23 protein-coding genes are annotated in these 23131 nt (G+C 57.9%); 17 read left to right on the top strand and 6 right to left on the bottom strand.

Going from position 1 to position 23131, the window contains the following annotated elements:
* Positions 1-1212 carry a beta-ketoacyl-ACP synthase I gene (gene fabB, locus HLUCCO03_RS01950; RefSeq protein WP_027833129.1) on the top strand — a complete coding sequence of 404 codons (1212 nt, stop codon included), beginning with the start codon at positions 1-3 and terminating at the stop codon, positions 1210-1212.
* A gap of 55 nt (positions 1213-1267) precedes the next feature.
* Here fabB and HLUCCO03_RS01945 read toward each other — a convergent pair whose 3' ends face one another.
* Positions 1268-1621 (bottom strand): helix-turn-helix transcriptional regulator, encoded by a 354-nt coding sequence (locus HLUCCO03_RS01945; protein WP_027833130.1) that lies wholly within the window; start codon positions 1619-1621, stop codon positions 1268-1270.
* 178 nt (positions 1622-1799) lie between these two features.
* Between HLUCCO03_RS01945 and yegQ the strand changes: the two genes are divergently transcribed.
* The gene (gene yegQ / locus HLUCCO03_RS01940) at positions 1800-3119 is read left to right on the top strand and encodes a tRNA 5-hydroxyuridine modification protein YegQ (protein ID WP_027833131.1); all 1320 of its coding nucleotides are present in this window, start codon (positions 1800-1802) and stop codon (positions 3117-3119) included.
* Between the two features lie 68 nt (positions 3120-3187).
* Here the strand turns inward: yegQ and HLUCCO03_RS01935 are convergent, their stop codons facing one another.
* A complete protein-coding gene (locus HLUCCO03_RS01935) occupies positions 3188-3790 on the bottom strand; it encodes a PEP-CTERM sorting domain-containing protein (RefSeq protein WP_027833132.1) in 603 nt (200 codons plus the stop codon).
* A gap of 779 nt (positions 3791-4569) precedes the next feature.
* Here HLUCCO03_RS01935 and sufB point away from each other — a divergent pair.
* From sufB to HLUCCO03_RS01900, 7 genes are all read left to right on the top strand, one after another.
* The gene (sufB, locus tag HLUCCO03_RS01930) at positions 4570-6018 is read left to right on the top strand and encodes a Fe-S cluster assembly protein SufB (RefSeq protein WP_027833133.1); all 1449 of its coding nucleotides are present in this window, start codon (positions 4570-4572) and stop codon (positions 6016-6018) included.
* A 409-nt stretch (positions 6019-6427) separates the two neighbouring features.
* Positions 6428-7201 carry a Fe-S cluster assembly ATPase SufC gene (gene sufC / locus HLUCCO03_RS01925; protein ID WP_027833134.1) on the top strand — a complete coding sequence of 258 codons (774 nt, stop codon included), beginning with the start codon at positions 6428-6430 and terminating at the stop codon, positions 7199-7201.
* A 12-nt stretch (positions 7202-7213) separates the two neighbouring features.
* Entirely contained in the window at positions 7214-8500 is a 1287-nt protein-coding gene (gene sufD, locus HLUCCO03_RS01920; protein WP_027833135.1) for a Fe-S cluster assembly protein SufD, read from the top strand.
* Between the two features lie 6 nt (positions 8501-8506).
* Complete coding sequence (locus tag HLUCCO03_RS01915; protein ID WP_027833136.1) at positions 8507-9760, top strand: aminotransferase class V-fold PLP-dependent enzyme; 1254 nt, start codon at positions 8507-8509, stop codon at positions 9758-9760.
* Between the two features lie 13 nt (positions 9761-9773).
* A complete protein-coding gene (locus HLUCCO03_RS01910; protein WP_027833137.1) occupies positions 9774-10127 on the top strand; it encodes an iron-sulfur cluster assembly accessory protein in 354 nt (117 codons plus the stop codon).
* Between the two features lie 255 nt (positions 10128-10382).
* On the top strand, positions 10383-10925 hold the full coding sequence (gene sufT, locus HLUCCO03_RS01905; protein ID WP_027833138.1) for a putative Fe-S cluster assembly protein SufT: 543 nt from the start codon (positions 10383-10385) through the stop codon (positions 10923-10925).
* The gene (locus tag HLUCCO03_RS01900; RefSeq protein WP_027833139.1) at positions 10926-11387 is read left to right on the top strand and encodes a SufE family protein; all 462 of its coding nucleotides are present in this window, start codon (positions 10926-10928) and stop codon (positions 11385-11387) included.
* Between the two features lie 18 nt (positions 11388-11405).
* On the opposite strand, the gene HLUCCO03_RS01895 is transcribed toward HLUCCO03_RS01900, so the two are convergent.
* Positions 11406-12596, bottom strand: coding sequence for a flagella assembly protein FlgT (locus HLUCCO03_RS01895; protein ID WP_027833140.1), 1191 nt, complete (start codon positions 12594-12596; stop codon positions 11406-11408).
* A gap of 14 nt (positions 12597-12610) precedes the next feature.
* Positions 12611-13153, bottom strand: coding sequence for an LPP20 family lipoprotein (locus tag HLUCCO03_RS01890; protein WP_027833141.1), 543 nt, complete (start codon positions 13151-13153; stop codon positions 12611-12613).
* 254 nt (positions 13154-13407) lie between these two features.
* Here HLUCCO03_RS01890 and traF point away from each other — a divergent pair, with 254 nt between their 5' ends.
* From traF to HLUCCO03_RS01860, 6 genes are all read left to right on the top strand, one after another.
* The gene (gene traF / locus HLUCCO03_RS01885) at positions 13408-14700 is read left to right on the top strand and encodes a conjugal transfer protein TraF (RefSeq protein ID WP_027833142.1); all 1293 of its coding nucleotides are present in this window, start codon (positions 13408-13410) and stop codon (positions 14698-14700) included.
* Between the two features lie 132 nt (positions 14701-14832).
* Positions 14833-15936, top strand: coding sequence for a tRNA nucleotidyltransferase (locus HLUCCO03_RS01880; protein ID WP_027833143.1), 1104 nt, complete (start codon positions 14833-14835; stop codon positions 15934-15936).
* A 14-nt stretch (positions 15937-15950) separates the two neighbouring features.
* Entirely contained in the window at positions 15951-16697 is a 747-nt protein-coding gene (locus HLUCCO03_RS01875) for a pteridine reductase (protein WP_027833144.1), read from the top strand.
* 90 nt (positions 16698-16787) lie between these two features.
* Complete coding sequence (locus HLUCCO03_RS01870) at positions 16788-17966, top strand: acetyl-CoA C-acetyltransferase (RefSeq protein ID WP_027833145.1); 1179 nt, start codon at positions 16788-16790, stop codon at positions 17964-17966.
* Positions 17967-17973: 7 nt separating this feature from the next.
* Positions 17974-18435 (top strand): tRNA (uridine(34)/cytosine(34)/5-carboxymethylaminomethyluridine(34)-2'-O)-methyltransferase TrmL, encoded by a 462-nt coding sequence (gene trmL, locus HLUCCO03_RS01865; RefSeq protein ID WP_027833146.1) that lies wholly within the window; start codon positions 17974-17976, stop codon positions 18433-18435.
* Entirely contained in the window at positions 18422-19180 is a 759-nt protein-coding gene (locus HLUCCO03_RS01860; RefSeq protein WP_027833147.1) for a hypothetical protein, read from the top strand. Before trmL ends, HLUCCO03_RS01860 begins: the two co-directional genes overlap by 14 nt.
* 58 nt (positions 19181-19238) lie before the next feature.
* On the opposite strand, the gene secB is transcribed toward HLUCCO03_RS01860, so the two are convergent.
* Together secB and HLUCCO03_RS01850 are read right to left on the bottom strand one after the other, a co-directional pair.
* Positions 19239-19739, bottom strand: coding sequence for a protein-export chaperone SecB (secB, locus tag HLUCCO03_RS01855; RefSeq protein WP_027833148.1), 501 nt, complete (start codon positions 19737-19739; stop codon positions 19239-19241).
* Positions 19740-19881: 142 nt separating this feature from the next.
* Entirely contained in the window at positions 19882-20298 is a 417-nt protein-coding gene (locus tag HLUCCO03_RS01850) for a rhodanese-like domain-containing protein (protein WP_027833149.1), read from the bottom strand.
* A gap of 146 nt (positions 20299-20444) precedes the next feature.
* On the opposite strand from HLUCCO03_RS01850, the gene gpmM reads away from it, so the two are divergent.
* On the top strand, positions 20445-21992 hold the full coding sequence (gene gpmM, locus HLUCCO03_RS01845; RefSeq protein WP_027833150.1) for a 2,3-bisphosphoglycerate-independent phosphoglycerate mutase: 1548 nt from the start codon (positions 20445-20447) through the stop codon (positions 21990-21992).
* Complete coding sequence (locus tag HLUCCO03_RS01840; RefSeq protein WP_051603937.1) at positions 21989-23125, top strand: peptidoglycan DD-metalloendopeptidase family protein; 1137 nt, start codon at positions 21989-21991, stop codon at positions 23123-23125. The genes gpmM and HLUCCO03_RS01840 overlap by 4 nt, the downstream gene beginning before the upstream one ends.
* Positions 23126-23131: the final 6 nt, after the last annotated feature.

Genomic DNA, 23131 nt, shown 5'->3' with positions numbered 1-23131 from the left:
ATGCGTCGCGTTGTTATTACCGGCATGGGGATTGTCTCCAGCCTAGGAACCAATCAAGACGAAGTAACCCGGTCTCTGCGGGAATCCATTCCAGGCATTGGTTTCAGTCAGGAAGCCAAGGACAACGGCCTGCGCAGCCATGTCTGCGGACAGATCGACCTGAACCTGCCGGAGCTGATTGACCGCAAGCTCATGAGGTTCATGTGCCCGGCTTCCGCCTATACCTATCTGGCGATGAAAGAAGCCATTGCGCAGGCGGGGCTGACAGACGAGCAGATCCGCGCCAACTCCACCGGCGTGATCACCGGGGCTGGTGGCGCCTCAACCGTGGAGCTGATGGACGCTATTGATACCCATCGCGCCAAGGGCATCCGCCGTGTTGGCCCATACCGCGTGCCGCGCACCATGGGCAGCGCCATTAATGCTTCCCTGGCCACGGCCTTCGGTATTACCGGCGTCAACTATGGCATCACCTCAGCCTGTGCAACCAGCGCCCACTCCATCGGCCACGCCGGGGACCTGATTGCCCTTGGTCGCCAGGATGTGATGTTTGCCGGTGGCGGCGAAGACATCCACTGGACGCTTAGCCTGATGTTTGACGCCATGGGTGCGCTGTCCACCAAGTACAACGACACCCCCGGATCCGCCTCCCGCACCTACGACAGGGACAGGGACGGCTTCGTGATTTCCGGTGGCGGCGGCATACTGGTGCTGGAAGCGCTGGAGCACGCGGAGGCCCGCGGCGCCAATATCCTGGCTGAACTGGTCGGTTTCGGTGCAACCTCGGACGGTGCTGACATGGTCGCCCCGAGCGGTGAAGGTGCTGTTCGCTGCATGCAGCAGGCCATGAAGAACGTGGACGGCGACATCAGCTACATCAACACCCACGGCACCAGTACGCCGGCCGGGGATGTCACCGAACTGAAGGCACTGAAGGAAACCTTTGGCGACAAGATACCGCCTCTGAGTTCCACCAAGCCGCTGTGTGGCCACGCCCTGGGTGCCGCCGGTGTACACGAGGCCATCTACAGCCTGATCATGCAGCGGGGGAACTTTATCGCCCCGTCCGCCAACATCGAAAACCTCGATGAAGGCGCCGAGGGCTATCCCATCGTGCGGGAACGGCAGGACAACGTGGACCTGCCCCTGGTAATGAGCAACAGCTTCGGCTTCGGCGGCACCAACGGCACGCTGATCTTCAAGAAGGCCTGATCGACGGAAAAAGGCCCCGGGGCCTGCGCATTCGCAGCCCCGGTGTCTGATTCCCTCACGCCGCCATGGAGCGATAGGCCCCCGGCGACTTTCCCATCCAGCGCTTGAAAGCGCGACTGAACGCGCTGAGTTCCGAAAATCCCAGTTGCTCCGCGATCTCCACCAGGGACTTGCTGCGGTCGTTCAGGTAGGCCAGAGCGCGCTCGCGGCGGATCTCCTCCAGCAAGGCCGCAAACGTCAGGTTTTCCTGTTTCAGCCTTTTGTGAAGCGTATGCCGGCTCATGTGCAGCTGGGCGGCAACGGCTTCCACCCCCACCCGACCACGTTCCAGATGTCCGGCAATCAACGAAGTCACTCGCGCACTGAACGGTGCCTTCGTCGCGATGGACTCCATCTGATCTGATTGCATGTTTCCTGCTCCTGATATTTCACTACAGGCATTCAGAACCTGTGGACGTCAGCGTACACATGTTAGCCGAAAATAACCATATCCAGTCTTGAGCCGCATCAAGGGAAAAAACCATTCGGTAAGGCAAGATGACCCGTTTTCAGATTCCGACAAACCGATCGCCTTACCCGGAGCCCCGATGCACACTCCAGAACTGCTTGCCCCAGCAGGCACTGCCGAACATCTTGAAACCGCCTTTGCCTACGGCGCTGATGCCGTCTATGCCGGCCAGCCGCGCTATTCACTGAGGGTAAGGAACAACAGTTTCAAGAATATTGCTGCCCTGGGTGCAGGCATCACCCGTGCCCACGAACTGGGCAAGCAGTTTTATCTGGTTTCCAACATCGCTCCCCACAACGACAAGGTTCGCAGCTACCTCCGGGACCTGGAACCAGTACTGGAATACAAGCCCGACGCCCTTATCATGTCCGACCCCGGCCTGATCATGCTGGTGCGTGAAAAGTGGCCAGACCAACCCATACACCTTTCCGTTCAGGCCAACGCCGTGAACTGGGCAACGGTGGAATTCTGGAGAAGACAGGGCATCAGCCGCGTCATCCTCTCCCGGGAACTGGCCCTGGACGAAATCCGCGACATCCGCGAGAAAGTGCCGGGCATGGAACTGGAAGTCTTCGTCCATGGCGCCCTCTGCATGGCCTACTCCGGCCGCTGCCTGCTGTCCGGCTACATGAACCACCGCGACGCCAACCAGGGCGCCTGCACCAATGCCTGCCGCTGGAATTACAAAGAGGTAGCCCACAGCCACGACCAGACCGGCGACCTCATCGCCACTTCAGCCAGCAGCGGGGTGCAAACCGCAGAGCCAAAAGAAATCCTGCTGGAAGAACCCAACCGCGCCGGCAGCTACATACCCGCCTACGAGGACGAACACGGCACCTACATCATGAACTCCAAAGACCTCCGCGCCGTCCAGCACGTGGCAGAGCTGACCAAAATGGGCATCCACTCCCTGAAAATCGAAGGCCGCACCAAAAGCACCTACTACGTCGCCCGCACCACCCAGGCCTACCGCCGCGCCATCGACGACGCTGCCCAGGGCAAAGCCTTCGACATGAACCTGATGGACCAGCTCGAAGCCCTCTCCAACCGCGGCTACACCGAAGGCTTCCTGCGCCGGCACGTGCCCCAGGAATACCAGAACTACGAACAGGGCTCCTCCCTGAACGGCAGCCAGCAGGTGGTCGGCACCATTACTGACGTGGATGACCGCTGGCTGACCATCAATGTGAAGAACCGGTTTGCCCCCGGGGACCTGCTGGAACTTGTAACACCGTCAGGAAACCAGCAATTCTCGGCACAAGCGATGGAAAACAGAGAGGGCAAGACCATGGACGTCGCGCCCGGAAGCGGTCACATCGTGCGGATCCCTCGCCCTGCCGGCATACCGAAAAAGCTGGAACACAGTTACCTGACCAGAATTCTGCCAACGGTCGGGTAGCTTATTTATTACGGAAGGAATTAACCAAAAGGTACGGGCGCACCAGCGGCGCCCGTATCAGGCCCCGCTTATCTTCGCGCCCTCCGGTATCGGACACCCATGCCTGCCAGGCCCAAGGCAAACAGTGCCAGGGTCTGAGGCTCAGGAACCGAAGCCACACTGGAAGCCAACGTGATGTTCGCAGCTGGCAGGCCCGTATAATCCCGGGGGGCCCACGTGTATGCGCCACTGAACACGTCCAGAACCACCTCGTTCAAACCGGCCGAGTAGCCCATTGCTGCCAGGGCATCCGCGCTCACACTCACGGAGGTGTATTTCCCGTACGAACCCGTGAAGTTTCCATTGGTTGGCGCCGTTACAACGCCATCAAGGCCAAGACCATTCCAGTCACTGTTACAGGTGCCGGCTGCCCCTCCTAAATCGAAACAGCCATCCAGATACACAACAGCATCGGGAATAAAATCAACTTTCTGATCATCCAGTTGGAACCAGGAAGGGTAAGCTTCAAAGTCATCATAACTGCCCTGATCATTGGAATCCGTTGACAGCGCAAACAGCTCAAGCCCGCCGTCATCCAGCGAATCCCAACCAATCTGCCAGATGGCAGCGTTTGCGGGCAAAGCAACACAAGCGGTCAAAAGAGCCAGCACCGCCGATTTCAGACACTTCATATCTCGCACTCCATAAGAGGTTTTTGTTTTGCACCTTAAATGCGGGAGCGAGTTCAGCAAATATTAAACCAGTAGCTCCAAGTACATGTTTTTAATCATCTTTATCAGGAGTTCACTTTTAGCGGAGGCCAATATGTAGAAAATTCTGACACTTTTTCGCGTGACGCAGTTCTCAAAGATAAATCCATTCACTTCAGAGCCTTACCGCACCTACGCCGACCGATCTGCCAACTTTTCTGCAAGGTGTAAAGTTTTTCGACGGCGCAACCATCAGCCGGAGCAGTTCCGACAAAAGCGGCAGAGGCAAGCAACTGCTATCGGGCATCCGGTGGGTCTTCCTCCAGGAACCGTGCATTGCCAGGGATGGCAATGCCGAGCCCCCATGGACGGGTTTACGGCGTGTTTCTGGAGGAAGGCCCACCGGATGCCATGCACAAATGCAACAGTCTTGCAGAGGGCTAGGCTATCAGTCCGATTACTACCTCCTTAGTGCCCCAAGGGCCGATTAAGGTATAATCAGCGGACATGCAATTTAATACCTGACTATTTTACTCTGGTATTGTATACTCACTCACCAGAAGAAACGGATATTGCCCTTGATTATCAACAGGGCAGCCTGAAATCCGTCATCCAATAACCGATTGCAGGGCGTATCTACCAGGTAGACGACCACTGCAACACCAGAACTTACGACATCCGCCCGGCAGCCGCCCACGCAAGGCTGCAGGCGACACCAGGGGCCCGCAAGGCCCAAGATGAGAGAATACGGAGCGACGATCATGGCGACCACCGATAAAGAGGTGAACGAGCTGATCAAACGGGAATACGAACACGGATTCGTGACAAACATCGAATCCGACACGTTCGAACCCGGCCTGAACGAAGACGTGATTGCCCGCCTTTCCGGCATCAAGAAAGAGCCGGAGTGGATGCTGGAGTGGCGCCTGAAAGCCTACCGTCGCTGGCTGGAAATGGACGAGCCCGACTGGGCCCATGTGGGTTACCCGAAAATCGACTACAACTCGATTTCCTACTACTCCGCGCCCAAGCGCCCGGAAGACATGCCCCAGAGCCTGGACGAAGTGGATCCGGAGCTGCTCAGAACCTATGAAAAGCTGGGTATTCCCCTGCACGAGCGCGAGAAGCTCGCGGGTGTGGCCGTCGATGCGGTCTTCGACTCGGTTTCTGTAGCGACCACCTTCAAGGAGCCGCTGGCCAAGGCCGGGGTGATCTTCTGCTCCATTTCTGAAGCCATCCAGGATTACCCGGAGCTGGTGAAAAAATACCTGGGCTCAGTCGTTCCCGCTGGCGACAACTTCTTCGCCGGGCTGAACTCCGCCGTGTTCTCCGATGGCACCTTTGTGTATGTGCCGAAGGGTGTGCGCTGCCCCATGGAACTGTCCACCTACTTCCGCATCAACGCGGCGAATACCGGCCAGTTCGAGCGAACCCTTATCATTGCCGAAGACAGCAGCTACGTAAGCTACCTGGAAGGCTGTACCGCCCCCATGCGTGACGAGAACCAGCTGCACGCGGCAGTGGTGGAACTGGTTGCCCTGGACGACGCCCAGATCAAGTATTCAACCGTCCAGAACTGGTATCCGGGCGATGAGAACGGCAAGGGCGGCATCTTCAACTTCGTTACCAAGCGTGGCGCCGCCATCGGCAAGAACTCCAAGATCTCCTGGACCCAGGTAGAGACCGGCTCCGCCGTGACCTGGAAGTACCCGAGCTGTGTACTGCGCGGTGACAACAGTGTTGGCGAGTTCTACTCGGTGGCACTGACCAACAACTACCAGCAGGCCGATACCGGCACCAAGATGATTCACTTGGGCAAGAACACGTCCAGCACGATCATCTCCAAGGGTATTTCAGCCGGTAAGAGCTCCAACGCCTACCGCGGCCTGGTGAAATTCGGCCCCGGTGCGGAAGGTGCGCGCAACTACACCCAGTGCGACTCGCTGCTGATCGGCGACCGCTGCGGTGCCCACACCTTCCCGTACATCGAGAGCAAGAACAAGTCGGCCATCGTTGAGCACGAGGCGACCACCTCCAAGGTCAGCGACGAGCAGATGTTCCTCTGCCGCCAGCGCGGTATCGACCCGGAGCAGGCAGTCTCCATGATTGTGAACGGCTTCTGTAAAGAGGTCTTCAAGGAGCTGCCTATGGAGTTCGCAGTAGAGGCTGGCAAGTTGCTTGAGGTTAGTCTTGAGGGGTCTGTGGGTTAACTTTTTGGTTCGCCGGCCTTTGCCCCGTTGGTTTGGGTGGAGGTCAGCGAGCAGGTTGGGTCTTCCGGGACACGCCGTTAATACGTCCATGTAGGCTCCTAAAAAACATCCTTGTTTTTTAGGGTCCCGGAAGACCCAACCTGCTCTCTGACCCAGACTTTGGGCGGGCACCAACAGAAAACAGTCCACCGAGACGGAGTTGTCTTACTTCGGACGGCAAACACAAAAGTATGCGGAAGCCATCGGGCAGGCCCTTCCGGGATCGTAAAAATCAGGGATGATTTTTTCGAGCGTACAGGGACGTATTCACAGCGTATCCCGGAAGGGCCTGCCCGAGGGCTGACTCCTCCACAGTTGGAAGTCAGCCCAAGGCGCAAGAATTCAGACGGTTAAAAGAGAGAAGCCACAAATGCTGAGCATCAAGAACCTGCACGCATCCGTTGAGGGCGAAGAAATCCTCAAGGGCATCAACCTGGAAATCAAAGCCGGGGAAGTTCATGCCATTATGGGCCCGAACGGCTCGGGCAAGAGTACGCTGTCCCAGGTGCTTGCAGGCAATGAGACCTTTGAGGTAACCGAGGGCGAGATCACCCTGAACGGTGAGAACCTGCTGGACCTGGAAACCGAAGAGCGTGCCCGTGAAGGCATCTTCCTCGCGTTCCAGTACCCGGTGGAGATTCCTGGTGTCAGCAACCTCCAGTTCCTGCGTACCGCCGTCAACGCCATGCGAACGCACCGTGGCGAGCCGGAGATGAATGCGGCGGAGTTCATGAAGCTGGCCCGCGAGGTTTCCAAACAGGTGGATCTGGACCCGGCGTTCCTCAAGCGCGGCGTCAACGAAGGCTTCTCCGGTGGCGAGAAGAAGCGTAACGAGATTCTCCAGGCACTGTTGCTGCAGCCCAAGCTGGCGATTCTGGACGAGACCGATTCCGGCCTGGACATCGACGCCCTGCAGGTGGTTTCCAAGGGCGTGAACGCCCTGCGTGCGGAAGACCGGGCCATTCTGATGGTGACTCACTACCAGCGCCTGCTGAATTACATCGTGCCGGACTATGTGCACGTTCTGGCCGGTGGCAGGATCGTCAAGTCCGGCGGCCGTGAACTGGCCCTGGAGCTGGAAGAGCGCGGTTACGGCTGGCTCGGCGTGAAAGACGAAGAAGCCACACCCAGTGCAGCCAGCTAAGGAGGCCGTTGAATGAAACCAGCACCAACGCTTTCCAGCGCCTTTCTTGAGCCGGGCGGGCACTCACTGCCTGCGCCATTGCTTGAGCTGCGCAAACAGCGGGGCACTGCTCTGGTGGACATGCCATTGCCGACCCGCAAGACCGAAAACTGGAAGTACTCCAGCCGGCACCTGAAGCTGACAGACGGTCTGGCCGCTTCCCTGCCCGCAACCGGCAAGGATGGCCTGAGCCTGTCGCTGCCCGGTTACCGGGTGGTTTTCCGTAATGGTGTCATGGTTCCGGAAGCGTCGGATTTTCCGGACCTGGACGGCATTCTTATTCAGCGTTTCGGCGATCTTGACGACAACGATGCCGCCGCCCTTGCAGAGCGCCTGGACAACACCCTCGACACCCGGGCTGTGCAGATGGCGCGGCTGAACTCTGCTCGCTTCGAAGATGGCCTGTATATCCGCCTCGACAAGGAAGCCGTGCTCGACCAGCCCCTGTTCATCGTGCATGAAGTGACCGGCACGGCCTCGGGTTCTGCCTATCCGCGAATCTATGTGGATGCGGCACGTCACAGCCAGATTACCCTGGTGGAGGAATATCTCTCCAGCGGTGACGAACCGGTCATGGTCAATTCGGTCACCGAATTCATGCTGGCAGATGGTGCCAATGTCACCAGCGTTCGCCTGGTCATGGAAGGGGAAAACGTTCAGCACATCGGCGCCACCGGTGTTCGCCAGGCCGCCAATTCACGCTTTGAGAGCCACTGTGTCGGCTTCGGCGGCCCCCTGCGCCGTCATGACCTGATGGTTCGCCTGGAAGGCGAAGGCGGCGAGTGCAAGCTCAATGGCGTGGTGGTAACCCAGGGCAAGCAGCACTATGACAACCACACCTCCATCGAACATGTGGCCGCCCACTGCGACAGCGAAGAGACGTATCGCAATATTGCCGCAGGTGAGTCCCATGCGGTTTTCAATGGCCGCATCCATATCCACGAGGATGCCCAGAAGTCGAACGCGAACATGAACAACAAGAACCTGTTGCTCTCTACCGGCGCCGAGATAGACACCAAGCCGGAGCTGGAAATCTACGCGGACGACGTCAAGTGCGCCCACGGCGCCACCATTGGCCAACTGGACAAGATATCACTGTTTTACCTGGTGTCCCGCGGCATTGGTCGCCGTGAGGCCAATACCCTTTTGACTATGGCATTCATTAACGAACTGGTTGAACAGATCCCGGTTCAGGCAGTCAAAGATGCTGCCCAGCTACGGCTGAATGAGTTTTTTGACCAGACATTCCAGGAGGCCTGACCGGTTATGACAGACCTTTCCGTGGCAAAACAGGCTGACAAAGCGGCGTTTGACGTCGATGCTGTCCGCCGGGACTTCCCGATTCTTGATCAGCAGATCAACGGCAAGCCCCTCGTGTATCTGGACAACGGCGCTTCGGCCCAGAAGCCCATTGCCGTGCTGGACGCCATGGATCGGTATTACCGGGAAATGCACTCCAATGTACACCGGGGTGCCCACACCCTGGGTGACCGGGCCACCAGTGCATTTGAAGGAGCACGGGAGACCGTTCGTGGCTTCCTGAACGCCGACAGCACGAAAGAGATCATCTGGACCCGTGGCACCACCGAGGCCATCAACCTCGTGGCCAACGGGCTGGCAGGGCGCCTGAAACCGGGCGATGAAATCCTTGTCAGCCACATGGAGCACCACGCCAATATCGTGCCCTGGCAGATGATTGCCGAGCGAACTGGCGCCAGGGTGGTTCCCATTCAGGTCACCCCGCAAGGGGAGCTGGACCTGGACTCGTTCAGGAGTCTTCTGGGCGACCGTACCCGGATACTGGCACTGACCCAGGTTTCCAACGTGCTGGGCACCGTCAATCCAATTGCATCACTGATTGAACAGGCCAAAGCCCTTGGCGTGATTACGCTGATTGACGGCGCCCAGGCCGTGCCGCACTTCCAGCCGGATGTGCAGGCACTGGATTGCGACTTTTACGTGTTTTCATCCCACAAACTGTTCGGCCCTACCGGCATCGGGGTACTCTACGGCAAGGCCAGGCTGCTCGAGGAAATGCCTCCTTACCAGGGCGGCGGCGAGATGATCGAGCGAGTCTCCTTCGAACGCACCACCTGGAACACCCTGCCCTACAAGTTCGAGGCGGGAACCCCGGCCATTGCGGAAGCGGTGGGCCTGGGCGCTGCAATCAATTACCTGGGCAGCCTGGACCGCGCCGGAATGGAAGCGGCAGAAGTCGCACTGCTCAAACGCGCCAACGAACTGGTGGAAACTGTTCCGGGTATGGAGATCATCGGCACCGCCAGCAACAAAGTGCCTGTGATGTCCTTTAAAATCGCCGGCCTGCACCCCAGTGATATAGGCACGCTGCTGGATCAGCAGGGCATCGCCATTCGCACTGGCCACCATTGTGCCATGCCACTGATGGACTTTTACGGGGTTCCCGGTACAGCACGGGCGTCCTTTGCGTTCTACAATACGCTGGAGGAAGTGGAACAATTGTTCACTGCCCTGCAGAAAATCCAGCGCCTGTTTGCCTGATGGAGGTGGAAACATGACAGCCGAAGTCTACACACCAACCGTTGCCGTCACCATGACGCCGACCGCGGTGAAACACGTACGCAAACAACTGGACAAGCGGCCTGAGGCGAAAGGTATCCGCCTGGCCATCAAGAAAAGCGGCTGCTCCGGCTTCAAGTATGAAACCCAGTGGGTGGAAGAGGCCGGTGCGGACGACAAGGTGTTCCATATCGACGGCGTGGATCTCTTCGTCAAGGAAGAGCACTTGCCGCTGGTAAACGGCATCGAGATTGATTTCGTGACTGAGGGGGTTAATTCTCTGTTCCAGTTCCGGAATCCGAATGCCACCGCTGAATGTGGATGCGGGGAGAGTTTTACGGTTGCCTGAAGCCCTGATGTCGGATTACGGCTTCGCCTAATCCGACCTACATTTGGAGGCGATTGTTGAAATTCGGGGAGTAAGAGGGGAAGTGCCGGTCACCTTCCAGGGCCGTCAAAAACATGGATGTTTTTGTCGAGCGTACAGGGACGTATTCACAGCGTGTCCTGGAAGGTGACCGGCACTTCCCCGAGACCAAACGTAGGTCGGATTAGGCGAAGCCGTAATCCGACAAAAGACAGAGCAAACGAGGCCCCAAACGGCATGCAAGAACGGGAAGTGGTCCTGACCAAACGCGAAGTAGAGGCACGCCTGGTGCCCACCGGCACGGAAATCATGATTCCGGCGGATACCTTCGTGACCATCACACAGTCACTGGGCGGCAGTTTCACCGTTGCCGTGAATGGCAATCTCGCTCGCATTGAGGGCCACAATGCCGATGCCCTCGGCAAGAAGCCCCTGGAAAGCAGCTTCGAAACACCCGAAGACGGCACCGTGAACGAGAATCAGGTCTGGGAAGCCATGCGCAACTGCTATGACCCGGAAATTCCGGTGAACGTGGTGGACCTTGGCCTGATCTACGACTGCAAGATTGAGAATGGCACCGAAGACGGCAACCATGTCTACGTCCTGATGACCCTCACCGCTGCCGGTTGCGGCATGGGCCCGGTGATCACCGAGGACGTCAAGACCAAGCTCGAGCATGTCCCCAATGTGGACAAGGTAACGGTTGAACTCACGTTCGATCCCCCCTGGAACAACGACATGCTCACCGACGAAGCCAAGCTTGAACTGGGGATGCTGTAAATGACCGCCTCCGCACAGGACTTTCTGAACAACCCATTGGGACAAACCACCACTCTGGAAGACGTGCTGGATGGCTTCGAATTCCTGGACGACTGGGAAGAGCGTTACGCCTTTATCATTGACCTGGGCAAGCAACTACCCGCCTTTCCCGATGATGAGCGCACGGAAGAGAACTACGTACACGGCTGCCAGAGCCAGGTGTGGCTGATTCATCACTACGATGAAGACAGCGGCAAACTGTACCTGCTGATTGATTCCGACGCGATTATCGTTCGCGGCCTTGCCGCCATTATTCTCGTGGCACTGAATGGCAAAACCCCGAGGGACCTGCTGGCCACGGATATTGACGAGCTGTTCGAGCAGCTGGACCTGTTCCGCCACATCTCCCCCACCCGTGGCAATGGGCTTCGGGCCATGGTTGGCAAGATCCGCGATATCGCCGCTGAAACCGCGGCAGCCTGAAAGCAGTGGCCGGAATCTCTACCAGACGATGGCCACATCATCCCGCTGAATATTGATCTGCCCGCCAGAAACCGGAATTTCGCCATTGCTGAATTCCGGATGGACGTTGTTCACGGTCATGGTCGTGCGGCTGTCCTGCAGCTCCGGGGTCGCCCCCGGCGAATCGAAGAAGCTGGCACTGCGATAGAGTTTCAGTTCATCACCTGGCCTTAATCCCGCCGTGGCTCCGGAGTCGAGTATTACCTTGCGACCGTCCACACGGGTGACCCGGGTAATGAATGGCTGGCATGCCAGGGCATTGTTTACCGCAGACGCCATATCCCCCATCAGACCTTTGACGGCTCGGCCATAACGGGTTTCCTGGAAGCCGGCGGAACCAAAGCCGTCAGAGGAGCCAGGGCCGGCATCCCATTGCGCTTCCGTGGCAAAACGCTCCTGGTATACCGGGGCACCACTGAACCCATCATAGACCATAAGATCCGCCACAAACCGGCGGTTCTGGTTCACCGCCCCTATGCCTCGCTGCATGCGCTTGATAACTGAACTGCCCCAGGCATCCGGGTCCGATACCCCCACATCACGGATCACACCGGCGACTACAAACTGCACGCCCAGCTCCCGCGCCACCTCAATCACGTTGGTGAGGCGATTGTTGAATTTCTGCTGTGTTGGCGCGTTCAGAAGATCACTGAACAGGCGCTGGGTCGTGGCGCCGAACACCTGGAGGTCACCACTTTCCCTGAGATCCGCCTGCAACAATTGCGGCAAGATTTCGCCGGCGTCATCAATGCGGCCAATCCGGGCCTGGTCCGGGTACACCATCGGAAATCCTGTCACGGCCACACGTTTTTTCAGGCCGGCGGCATCTCCGGCCTGACAGCTGCCGCTTTCGGACATATCCGCCCGCACGGTAATCCGCAGCAGATTGCCACGGCGATATTCGTCCACCACTTTTACCGACCGGGCCCTGGAAGACGATGCCACCTGAAGGCGGGACTCGGTAACCACACCGTCTTCCATGGTGTCACGGCTGCTGATTTTCGCTTCATACTGCAGCGATACATCCCGCAATGCAGCTTTTCTGGCTTCCTGACGGGCACTGTCCAGATCATCGTTATGGATGGTGGCGTGCCCGACACCTTCCAGCACAACAGCCTGAACATTGGCCGCGAACAACAGCGCTGTAATAACCAGAATCGCCAGCTTCATGAAGAATGTGTCTCTCAATCAAGGTAGTAAAGGGAGTCCACACCGCGGCTCTGCACATCACCGGCGCTGTCGTTCCCCCTTGGCATGGGAATCGGGCACAGATCCTGGACTTCACGGTCGGATACCCGGGATACACAGGCGCGGAATCTGGGCTCCAGCTTCAGTTCCATGACGGTTTCCACCACGCCATCGCTATGTTCATTTACAGCAACCATCTTGGCACCGCGAATGTAGCTGTCCACATAGGTGCGGAACATATCGTTCTGCAGTACGAAATCGTTCACCGTGGAGCTGCCATAGATCACCGTGCCATACACCCGCTCTGCAAGGTTGCGGTAGGCGTCCAGCTGGGATGCCCGGCGGGCCAGGAGGCGCTTGCGGGTATTGAGGCGATCCTTCGACACCTCTTCATAGGTCCCGAACCCGCTGACCCTCACCGTGATCGGATCCAGCTCGGCCTGTTCCCGTGAGTCACCGGTGTTCCGGTTTTGCCCGATCGGGGCACAGCCAATTGTTGCCACCACCAGCGCAGGTATCAGTATCCACCGCAGGGTCATGTCGATTCTCCGAAAATACGTCAGTTCAAAGCCTCTATGAAAAATTCGCGCCAACCTTTGTAACTGGCTGAAATTCATAACACCGCACCCGATACCACCGGTTTCATCCCGCCAGAGCGGCAAAAAACCTCCGCCATTTACATTAGGAAAACAAACCGTTACCGCATCACCTGTGTGTCAGCGCAGCAACTGGATTAGTCTTAACTCTGCGTAATCTCATAACCGACAATACAAATGCATTATCAGGATCCATCATGACCGAAAACCGTCTGACCAAGCTTTCTCTGGCCATCGGCCTCTCCATCGCAACCACTTCTGCCCTGGCCAGCCCGCAAACGTTTATGTCGTCGCGTTCCTTTGCCATGGGTGGCACCGGTGTCGCCATTGCTCATCCGGCAGCGGCAGGCGCCTCCAACCCGGCCATGATGGCAGCAGAACACCACGAATGGTCCGACGACTTTGGCCTTATTCTGCCTTCCGTCAATGCACGCTTTGCTGACGAAGAGGAAACCATTGACCAGATTGATGATATTCAGGACACAATTGACCGGTTTGATGACTTATCTTTGCAAATCAATGCAATAGAAGGGAGTGACCCTGCAGAGGCTTCCCAGCTGCAAAACGAAGCCCGTGATATTGCCAACGATCTGCTCGGCCAATTAAGGGGATTCGACGAAGACACTATTCGTGTTAATGCAGGGCTAGGGCTTGCGATTGCTGTTCCAAGCCCTTCTCTATCTGTCGGATTCTTTACCAACGGTAACCTAACAGCCACAGTGCGTGGCGAATTTGACAATGATGATGAAAGCACTCTTCAGAGTATCGTCGATGGATCAATAGACCCGGAAGACACTGACCTAGACAACCTGGAATCCAGAGGTCGTGTTCTGGCATCAGCAGTAGCCGAAGCAGGCATCAGTTTCGCCCGTGCATTCGAGTTGGAAAATGGCAGTAGCCTCTTGCTGGGCATCTCCCCAAAATACATGCAACTCCGAACTTTCCAATATACGGAAAGCATTGCCGACTTCGAAGACGATGAGTCTGACGATGATAACTATGAAACTGATAAAAGCGGCTTCAACCTGGACATAGGTGCGGCTTACGCTTTTGGAGAGCAACATCAATGGAATGCAGGGGTTGCGGTCAAACATCTTATCCCCATGGAATTGGACTCTGCCGCAAACCGCATAGATGAAGAAGAGCGAACGCTGGAACTGGACCCGATGGTCACCGCCGGCATCGCCCACAAAGGCGACTTCCATGTGGTGACCGCGGAAATGGACCTGACCAAGAAAGAAGCCTTTGGCTACGAGGATGATACCCAGTGGCTTGCCCTTGGTGCGGAATTCGATGCCTTCCGTTACGCCCAGCTTCGCGTGGGTGTGCGCCAGAACCTGGCCAGCAACGATGATAACGACGGTATCGAGGAAGACACCCAGTTTACCGCCGGTATTGGCCTGTCGCCGTTCGGTGCCCGGCTCGACATCGGCGCACTGGTAAGCGACGCGGACGTTGGCGCTGCCATCGAGCTTGGCGCTGCCTTCTGACCCGGAACCTGAAGTCGTTCTGAATGAGCCCGGCAATACGCCGGGCTTTTTTATGGCTGTGCGGTTTGCCAGTTCCGGGGCTTACCCTGATAATCCCCTCTGCAACGTCCCTGAAGGAGTAATACCTGGCCCATGAACATCTACCTGGTTGGCGGCGCAGTACGCGATGAACTTCTTGGCCTGCCGGTGAAAGACCGGGACTGGGTGGTCACCGGCGCGACACCGGATGACATGCTCCGACAGGGATTCAAACAGGTAGGTGCGGACTTCCCGGTATTCCTGCACCCGAAAACCGGGGAAGAATATGCCCTGGCACGCACGGAGCGGAAACAGGGCCGGGGCTATCATGGTTTTGCTGTCTACAGCGCCCCGGACGTTACCCTGGAAGACGACCTCAGACGGCGGGATCTGACCATCAATGCCATGGCGAAAACCACCGACGGTGAACTGGTGGATCCCTTTGGCGGCAGCAAAGATATCCAGGCCCGCAGCCTGCGCCATGTGTCTGAAGCCTTTGCCGAGGACCCGCTGCGGATTCTTCGCACCGCCCGATTCGCGGCCCGCCTGCACCCCCTCGGTTTTACGGTGGCGGAAACAACCATGTCCCTGATGCGGAAAATGGTCAATGAGGGGGAAGTGGAGCACCTGGTACCGGAACGGGTCTGGCAGGAAATCCAGCGGGCGCTGCATGAAAACGAACCCGGTATCTTCTTCCAGATTCTTCGGGACTGCGGGGCACTGGCGACCATCATTCCGGAACTGGAACAGGATGACGCCTTTGCAGCCGCGATGTCAGCGTTGCGGTGTACCCATATCAACAAGGGCACGACCAGTATCCGGTTTGCAGCACTGATGTGCCCGCTGACGCCAGCCGCTGCCCGTCAACGGGCAGCGGAGCTCAAGGCCCCGAACGACTGCCAGAACCTGGCCCGGCTCACCACCAGCCTTATCCCGACGATCCGATCCATGCCCTGCCATCAGGCTGACGCACTGCTCGCGGTACTGGACGAAGCCGACGTGTGGCGCCGTGAGGACCGATTCACTGAATTGCTACAGGTCCTGAGCTGCGCCCTGCCCGATACCGAACAGCACAAGCTGGGCTGGCTGGAATCGGCACAGCAGGCTGCGACGGGTGTTCAGCCGCGGGAACTGATGGCACAGGGGTACCAGGGAAAAGACCTGGGCCGGGCAATCCAGAATGAGCGTTTGCGGCGTATTTCAGCGGCCCACCAGTAAAAGTGAGACACACTATGGCGTCACCAACCCCCGTTGTACTGATTACAGGAGCTGCCCACCGCCTCGGAGCCCACACAGCGCGGCACCTCCACCAGCGCGGCTGGAACATCGTCATTCACTACCGTTCCCGTGCAGATCAGGCCCATGCGCTCCGCGAAGAGCTGAACACCATCAGGGAAGATTCCGCCGTTACCTTCGGGGCTGATCTTGCCGAGCCAGGGCAGGCAGAGACGCTGGCTGCCGAAGCCATAGATGCCTGGGGCCGGCTGGACGGACTGGTCAACAATGCCTCTGTTTTCTATCCCAACCCCACAACCCGGGCCAGCCCGGATGACTGGGATGCCATCATGAACACCAACCTGCGGGCCCCTTTCTTTCTGGGCAAGGCCTGCCTGCCGGCGCTGCAACAGTCCCGGGGCGCCATCGTTAACCTGATTGATATCTACAGCCAGCGCCCACTGGCAGACCATCCCCTGTATTGCGCCAGCAAGTCCGGCCTGGCGTCACTGACCCTGTCCTGGGCAAAAGACCTGGCTCCGGAAGTCAGGGTTAACGGCGTGTCTCCGGGCGCCATCCTCTGGCCCGAAGGCGATGCAGCGGTTGATGAGCGATATCAGCAAAGCATACTGGCCCGGACCCCGCTGGCCCGCACCGGTGCACCGGAAGACATTGCCGGCGCCATTGCCTTTCTGCTCTGTGATGCGCCTTTTGTCACCGGCCAGATCCTGGCGGTGGACGGTGGCCGCAGCCTTGATATGTAGGCAGATTACAATTGCCTGCTTTGGCCCATTCCGGCTTTCCGATACAATGTATACAGCTTTCAAATCCTGCCCGAGAACCGGAGAAAACCCATGCGTGATGTTGTTATCGTAGCCGCCAAACGTACCGCCGTCGGCAGCTTCGGCGGCGGGCTATCCAGCCTTCGCGCCGACCAGCTTGGCAGCGCTGTTATCAAAGCCCTGCTCGAGGAATCCGGTGTTGCCGCTGACCAGGTCAATGAAGTGGTTCTTGGCCAGGTGCTGACAGCCGGCTGCGGCCAGAACCCTGCACGCCAGGCGTCCATTAACGCCGGCATTCCGGCATCCGTACCGGCCATGACCATCAACAAGGTCTGCGGCTCCGGGCTCAAGGCGGTACATATGGCGGTTCAGGCCATCCGTTGCGGCGACGCCGAACTGATGATCGCCGGCGGCCAGGAAAGCATGAGCCAGGCACCCCACGTGCTCCCGAACAGCCGTAATGGCCAGCGCATGGGTAACTGGAACATGGTGGACACCATGATTTCCGACGGCCTGTGGGACGCCTTCAACGACTACCACATGGGCGTGACTGCGGAAAACATCGTGGAAAAGTACGGCATCTCCCGGGAAGAGCAGGACCAGTTTGCGGCTGCTTCCCAGCAAAAGGCCGTAGCCGCCATGGACGCCGGGTATTTCGACAGCCAGATTGTTCCTGTGACCATTCCCCAGCGCAAGGGTGACCCACTGGTGGTGGACAAGGACGAGAACCCCCGGGCCGGTGTCACCGCTGAGGGCCTGGCAAAACTTCGCCCGGCGTTCAAAAAGGATGGAACTGTCACCGCAGGAAATGCGTCTTCCCTGAACGATGGCGCCGCGGCAGTGATCGTATGCAGCGCCGATAAAGCCAGGGAACTGGGCCTGACGCCTTTGGCCACCATCCGGGCCCATGCCAGTGCCGGTGTAGACCCCACCATTATGGGTACCGGCCCGATCCCCGCCAGTCAGCGCTGCCTGAAGCTGGCCGGCTGGTCGATTGACGATCTGGACCTGGTGGAAGCCAACGAGGCCTTTGCGGCCCAGGCCATTTCCGTTAACCGGGATCTCGGCTGGGATACGGCAAAGGTCAACGTCAATGGTGGTGCCATTGCACTGGGCCATCCGATCGGGGCATCCGGATGCCGGATTCTGGTCAGCCTGCTGCATGAGATGGCCCGCCGGGATGTCAAGAAGGGGCTGGCGACGCTCTGTATTGGCGGCGGCATGGGTGTGGCCCTCGCTGTGGAGCGATGATCATCCAATGCTGAATGTGGTGCTGTACGAACCTGAAATACCACCAAATACTGGCAACATTATCAGGCTCTGCGCCAACACCGGCTGCCGCCTGCACCTGATTGAACCCCTGGGGTTCACCCTGGAAGACAAACAGATGCGGCGGGCCGGCCTGGACTACAGTGAGTATGCAACGGTCACGGTTCACCCGGACTACCAGAGCTTTCTGGACAGCGAACGGCCATCGCGCCTGTTCGGGCTGACCACCAAGGGCTCCCGTGGCTATCATGAAGTGACATACCAGCACGGCGATTACCTGATGTTTGGCCCGGAAACCCGGGGCCTGCCATCGGCCATTCGCCAGGCACTTCCGGAAGCGCATTGCCTGAGAGTGCCAATGCGCCCGGAAAGCCGCAGCCTTAACCTGTCAAATACGGTTGCTCTGGTGGTCTATGAAGCATGGAGGCAGTTTGATTTTGAAGGGGCTTGATTGTCGGGGCAAAGCGGCGAAGACCGCTATCTTTGGCACGCTGCTGTTACTGTTTTTGGGGAAAGCCAATGCGGAAAATAGCGACACTGACGGAAAGGATACCCACACCAGGGTTATAACCACACCCTCTACTACCTCCGAAGTGTCTGTCGGCATTGGTAAAAAATTTGTCAGACGCCTCTATGAGAGCTGCGACCTCAACATCAGTTATCTTGACGTTCCTGCGGCGCGTGCCGTGATGATGGCAGAGAAAAGCCAGTCTGACGGCGAACTGGCACGCATCCCCATGGCCGTAAAGGAAAATGCCCCCCTGCTTCGACTTGATGTTGCTATTGCAGACGCCAGGCTGGTACCCCTGTTTCGCAACAAAGAATCCGCCGAAGCGTTCGCCGGGCTGACCGGGCAACGTATTGGCTTCCTAAATGGCTACCGAATGATTGCCGCTGTTCTACCGGAAGACAGCACACAGGTTGCTACCAGCGACACCTTTCAACTGGTCAGCCTGCTCAACCGCCAGCGAATTGATGTAGCGCTCACCCTGGAATGGGACGCCCTGGCTGCGCAGCACCACAATCCGGAACTGGTGATCGGCGAACCGCTACTGGAGTCTCCGCTCTATCACTGGGTACACGAATCCCGCAAAGGAGATATTCCCTGCCTGTCAGATTCACTTGAAGAAATGCGATCAGGTGGAGAGTTCCAGAGGATGATCCAGGAGGGCATCAAGTCGGAATGGCCAGAATAGGAAAACCCCACCGGCGTGCGCACGAATGGGGTTTCTTTAACGTACGAGAAAAGCAGAATCAGTGTGTCTGCTCTTCCTTGGATTCGCCGGCAGCTTCGTCCTGCTTTCGCTTCAATGCCTGGGCGTAGATGGCATCGAAATTGACCGGTGCCAGCATCAGCGCCGGGAAGCTGCCCTTGTTCACTACGCCATCGATCGCTTCGCGTGCGTATGGGAACAGGATATTCGGGCAATAGGCACCCAGCATCTGGCCCAGTTGCGGGCCTTCAATACCCTTCACCAGGAAAACCCCTGCCTGCTGGATCTCGACGATGTAGGCGACCTTTTCATCGACTTTCGCCGTCACTGTCAGGGACAGAACCACTTCGTACTGATTGTCGCTGACCTTGTTATGGGACGTATTCAGATCCAGGTTCACCTGGGGCTTCCACTGATCCTGAAACACCGTCGGTGAGTTCGGAGACTCGAACGACAGGTCCTTCACGTAAATACGCTGAAGTGCAAACTGAGGTTGCGTCTGGTTTTCGTTGCCTGCTGCGGCCTGCTCATTTTCAGCCATTTTCAGTCCTTTCTTCGATTAAGGGGGCAACCAGGGCCCATTATTATATTGAATGCTGCCGGAACAGTTTAATGCCTGGCTCCGCCTGCTGATGTGAAACAGTGCGACAGTTTACCCTTCAGTTCAAGGCCCGGGTAACCCGTTACTTTTTCACCAGTGGCAGGTTGCTGCCTTTCCAGTCGGCAATACCACCATTCAGGCGAACCACATTGTTATAACCTTCAGCCTTCAGCTGCTTGACGGCCATGGCGGAATGCTGGCCCATCTTGTCGGCAACAATGATCTGCTTGTCCTTGAACTTCTTCAGCTCCGAGGCGCGGCTTTTGATACTATTGAGGGGAATATTGATTGCACCGGTAATCCGGCCCTCGTTAAAATCCTTACGGTCACGGATATCGACAACAACAGCTTCATCGCGGTTGATCAGATTGACTGCCCCCTGCGCCGAGATTTTCGCACCACCACGGCGGGATTCCAGCACCAGTATGGCAAGCAGGAAAGCGACAAACAGAGACACCAGAATGTAATGGTTAACCGCGAATTCGAACACCCTTTCCATGAAAACACCTTGCTGAATAGTTTGTGGCGGGATTATACACACCCTTCCCCACTGACAGAAGATAACCAGGGTGGCCGGCGGGTGTGAAACTGTTTAGAATCAATGTTCGTTTTAGTAAATTTACCAAACTACCATCGGATTAAGTGATGACTGCCACGCGTAAGCCTACTGCACTGATTATTCTTGACGGCTGGGGTCACCGTGACCCGGCCGAAGATAATGCCATCAGCAACGCCAATACGCCATTCTGGGATAAGCTATGGAAAAATCAGCCAAAAACGCTGATCAACACCTCCGGAATGTTCGTTGGCCTGCCCCAGGGGCAGATGGGCAACTCTGAAGTCGGCCATATGAATCTTGGCGCCGGACGGGTGGTTTACCAGAGCCTGACACGTATCGACAAAGACGTGGAAGAAGGTACTTTTACGCAAAACCCCACCCTCTGCGCAGCCATGGACAAGGCAATTGGCAGTGGCCACGCGGTCCATCTGATGGGGCTCCTCTCCCCCGGCGGCGTTCACAGCCACGAAGACCACATCCTTGCGGCTGCCGAGATGGCAGCCGGGCGTGGTGCAAAGGAGGTCTACATACACGCCTTCCTCGATGGCCGCGACATGCCGCCGCGTAGCGCCAGGGCGTCACTGGAAAAAGCCGCCACCAAGCTGAAGAATCTTGGCGTTGGCCGGGTGGCCTCTATTGTTGGCCGCTACTACGCAATGGACCGGGACAACCGATGGGACCGCGTTGAAGAAGCGTACAATGTAATGACCCTGGGAGAGGCCGAGTTTACCGCAGCAGATCCGGTGACTGCGCTGGAACAGGCCTATGAGCGCGGTGAAAACGACGAGTTCGTGAAGGCGACCCGCATCCGGGCCAGCGGCGACACGGAAGGCACCATCGACGATGGCGACACCGTGATCTTCATGAATTTCCGCGCTGACCGCGCCCGGGAAATGACACGCTGCTTTGTGGAAAAGGACTTCGACGGCTTCGAGCGCCGCAAACACCCTGAGCTTGCCGACTTTGTCATGCTCACCGAATACGCCGCCGACATCAAAACCGCCTGCGCCTATCCGCCGGAGCAACTGACCAACGGCCTGGGCGAATACGTAGCCAACCAGGGCAAGACCCAACTGCGGATTGCTGAAACAGAGAAATACGCCCACGTTACCTTCTTCTTTAACGGCGGGATGGAAACGCCATTCGAGGGTGAGGATCGCATCCTGGTGCCATCGCCGAAAGTTGCCACCTACGACCTGCAACCGGAGATGAGCGCGCCGGAAGTAACTGACAAGCTGGTAGAAGCGATCAAGAGCGGCAAGTACGACCTGGTGGTATGCAACTATGCCAATGGCGACATGGTAGGCCACACCGGCAAACTGGATGCTGCCATCAAGGCCGCCGAGTGCATTGATCAATGTATTTCACGCATTGCCGAAGCCCTTGAAGAAGTGGGCGGGGAAGCGCTGATTACCGCGGATCACGGCAACTGCGAACAGATGACAGACCCCAACTCCGGCCAGGTTCACACCGCCCATACCATTGGCCCGGTGCCTCTGGTGTATATCGGCCCCCGCAAGGTATCCCTCAAGGACGACGGCAGCCTCAGCGATGTGGCACCAAGCCTGCTGACCCTGATGGGCCTTGAAAAACCGGCAGAGATGACAGGTCACAGCCTGGTGGAGATCGATTGATTGCTCGTCTGTGGCTGGTGCTGGCGCTGCTTGCGGCTGCCACACCGGCGCTGGCGGAGCAACAGGTCACGCCTGGCCAGATAAAAGCACTCAGGGAAGAGATCGCTGGTATCGACGAATGGCTTGCCGACGCCGAAGAGGATCGCTCTGAACTGGAGCGCCAGCTGTCGCGGCTGGAACAGGAAATCGGCCGCCTCACCCGCGAACGCAGGGAGTTGCAGGAGCAGGCCCGGGAACAGCAGCAGCGCCTGACCGAGCTTGGCAAGGAAGAATCAGAACTGGCCCGCACCCTGGAAAGCCAGCGCGACAGCCTGAAGAAACAGATCCGCGCCGCCTGGATGGAGGGCGATGCGCCTGCGGTCAAAGTCCTGCTCAATGAGATTGACCCGGACAAGATTGCCCGCACCATGACCTACTACGAGTATCTCAGCCGCGATACCCTCGACCGGCTGGAGACCTTTGCCGCCAATCTCCGCCAGCTCAAAGAAACCCAGGAACAGGTCCGAGCAGGCCGGGAGCGTCTGGCCGGGCTTGAACAGGATGTTGCCAACCGCCAGCAGGAACTCACTGCCAGCAAGAGCGAACGCCAAGAGACTCTCGCCGCACTGAAATCGGATATCAGTGACCGCCGGAGCGAGCGCGAAGAGCTGGAGTCAGATCGCAAACGGCTGGAGAAACTGCTGAAAGAAGTGGAAGAGGCCATCGCCAACATCCCCACGCCCAACGAGTCGGACCCGTTCGAGTCACTCAAAAACAAGCTGCCGTGGCCTGCGGATGGAAAGGTTGCCAGTAACTTTGGCGACAGCTATGCCAGTGGCAAGCTTCGCTACAATGGCCTGCTGATCGCCACCGACGAAGAAAGTGACGTCAAGGCGGTGCATTATGGCCGGGTGGTATTTGCCAACTGGTTACGGGGTTTTGGCCTGATGACCATTCTGGACCACGGTGACGGTTACATGACCCTTTACGGCCACAGCAGCAGCCTCTACACCAGTCCCGGCGACTGGGTGGAAGCCGGTGAGGCCATTGCCCAGGCAGGGCGCACCGGAGGTACAGACGATCCGGCCGTGTATTTCGAAATCCGCCGCAACGGAAAACCGGACAACCCCCGGAGCTGGCTCGGCAACCGGTAGTGTACT

Origin of the sequence: Marinobacter sp. HL-58, from assembly GCF_001314605.1 — a bacterium.
GTDB lineage: Bacteria > Pseudomonadota > Gammaproteobacteria > Pseudomonadales > Oleiphilaceae > Marinobacter.
Note: the sequence above shows the minus strand (reverse complement) of the source record. Positions and strands in the feature narration are given on the sequence as shown.

What these genes read in the sequence shown, in the direction of transcription:
- fabB (WP_027833129.1), top strand. Translation starts at nt 1, where the DNA reads ATGCGTCGCGTTGTTATTACCGGCATGGGGATTGTCTCCAGCCTAGGA.
- HLUCCO03_RS01945 (WP_027833130.1), bottom strand. Translation starts at nt 1,621, where the DNA reads ATGCAATCAGATCAGATGGAGTCCATCGCGACGAAGGCACCGTTCAGT.
- yegQ (WP_027833131.1), top strand. Translation starts at nt 1,800, where the DNA reads ATGCACACTCCAGAACTGCTTGCCCCAGCAGGCACTGCCGAACATCTT.
- HLUCCO03_RS01935 (WP_027833132.1), bottom strand. Translation starts at nt 3,790, where the DNA reads ATGAAGTGTCTGAAATCGGCGGTGCTGGCTCTTTTGACCGCTTGTGTT.
- sufB (WP_027833133.1), top strand. Translation starts at nt 4,570, where the DNA reads ATGGCGACCACCGATAAAGAGGTGAACGAGCTGATCAAACGGGAATAC.
- sufC (WP_027833134.1), top strand. Translation starts at nt 6,428, where the DNA reads ATGCTGAGCATCAAGAACCTGCACGCATCCGTTGAGGGCGAAGAAATC.
- sufD (WP_027833135.1), top strand. Translation starts at nt 7,214, where the DNA reads ATGAAACCAGCACCAACGCTTTCCAGCGCCTTTCTTGAGCCGGGCGGG.
- HLUCCO03_RS01915 (WP_027833136.1), top strand. Translation starts at nt 8,507, where the DNA reads ATGACAGACCTTTCCGTGGCAAAACAGGCTGACAAAGCGGCGTTTGAC.
- HLUCCO03_RS01910 (WP_027833137.1), top strand. Translation starts at nt 9,774, where the DNA reads ATGACAGCCGAAGTCTACACACCAACCGTTGCCGTCACCATGACGCCG.
- sufT (WP_027833138.1), top strand. Translation starts at nt 10,383, where the DNA reads ATGCAAGAACGGGAAGTGGTCCTGACCAAACGCGAAGTAGAGGCACGC.
- HLUCCO03_RS01900 (WP_027833139.1), top strand. Translation starts at nt 10,926, where the DNA reads ATGACCGCCTCCGCACAGGACTTTCTGAACAACCCATTGGGACAAACC.
- HLUCCO03_RS01895 (WP_027833140.1), bottom strand. Translation starts at nt 12,596, where the DNA reads ATGAAGCTGGCGATTCTGGTTATTACAGCGCTGTTGTTCGCGGCCAAT.
- HLUCCO03_RS01890 (WP_027833141.1), bottom strand. Translation starts at nt 13,153, where the DNA reads ATGACCCTGCGGTGGATACTGATACCTGCGCTGGTGGTGGCAACAATT.
- traF (WP_027833142.1), top strand. Translation starts at nt 13,408, where the DNA reads ATGACCGAAAACCGTCTGACCAAGCTTTCTCTGGCCATCGGCCTCTCC.
- HLUCCO03_RS01880 (WP_027833143.1), top strand. Translation starts at nt 14,833, where the DNA reads ATGAACATCTACCTGGTTGGCGGCGCAGTACGCGATGAACTTCTTGGC.
- HLUCCO03_RS01875 (WP_027833144.1), top strand. Translation starts at nt 15,951, where the DNA reads ATGGCGTCACCAACCCCCGTTGTACTGATTACAGGAGCTGCCCACCGC.
- HLUCCO03_RS01870 (WP_027833145.1), top strand. Translation starts at nt 16,788, where the DNA reads ATGCGTGATGTTGTTATCGTAGCCGCCAAACGTACCGCCGTCGGCAGC.
- trmL (WP_027833146.1), top strand. Translation starts at nt 17,974, where the DNA reads ATGCTGAATGTGGTGCTGTACGAACCTGAAATACCACCAAATACTGGC.
- secB (WP_027833148.1), bottom strand. Translation starts at nt 19,739, where the DNA reads ATGGCTGAAAATGAGCAGGCCGCAGCAGGCAACGAAAACCAGACGCAA.
- HLUCCO03_RS01850 (WP_027833149.1), bottom strand. Translation starts at nt 20,298, where the DNA reads ATGGAAAGGGTGTTCGAATTCGCGGTTAACCATTACATTCTGGTGTCT.
- gpmM (WP_027833150.1), top strand. Translation starts at nt 20,445, where the DNA reads ATGACTGCCACGCGTAAGCCTACTGCACTGATTATTCTTGACGGCTGG.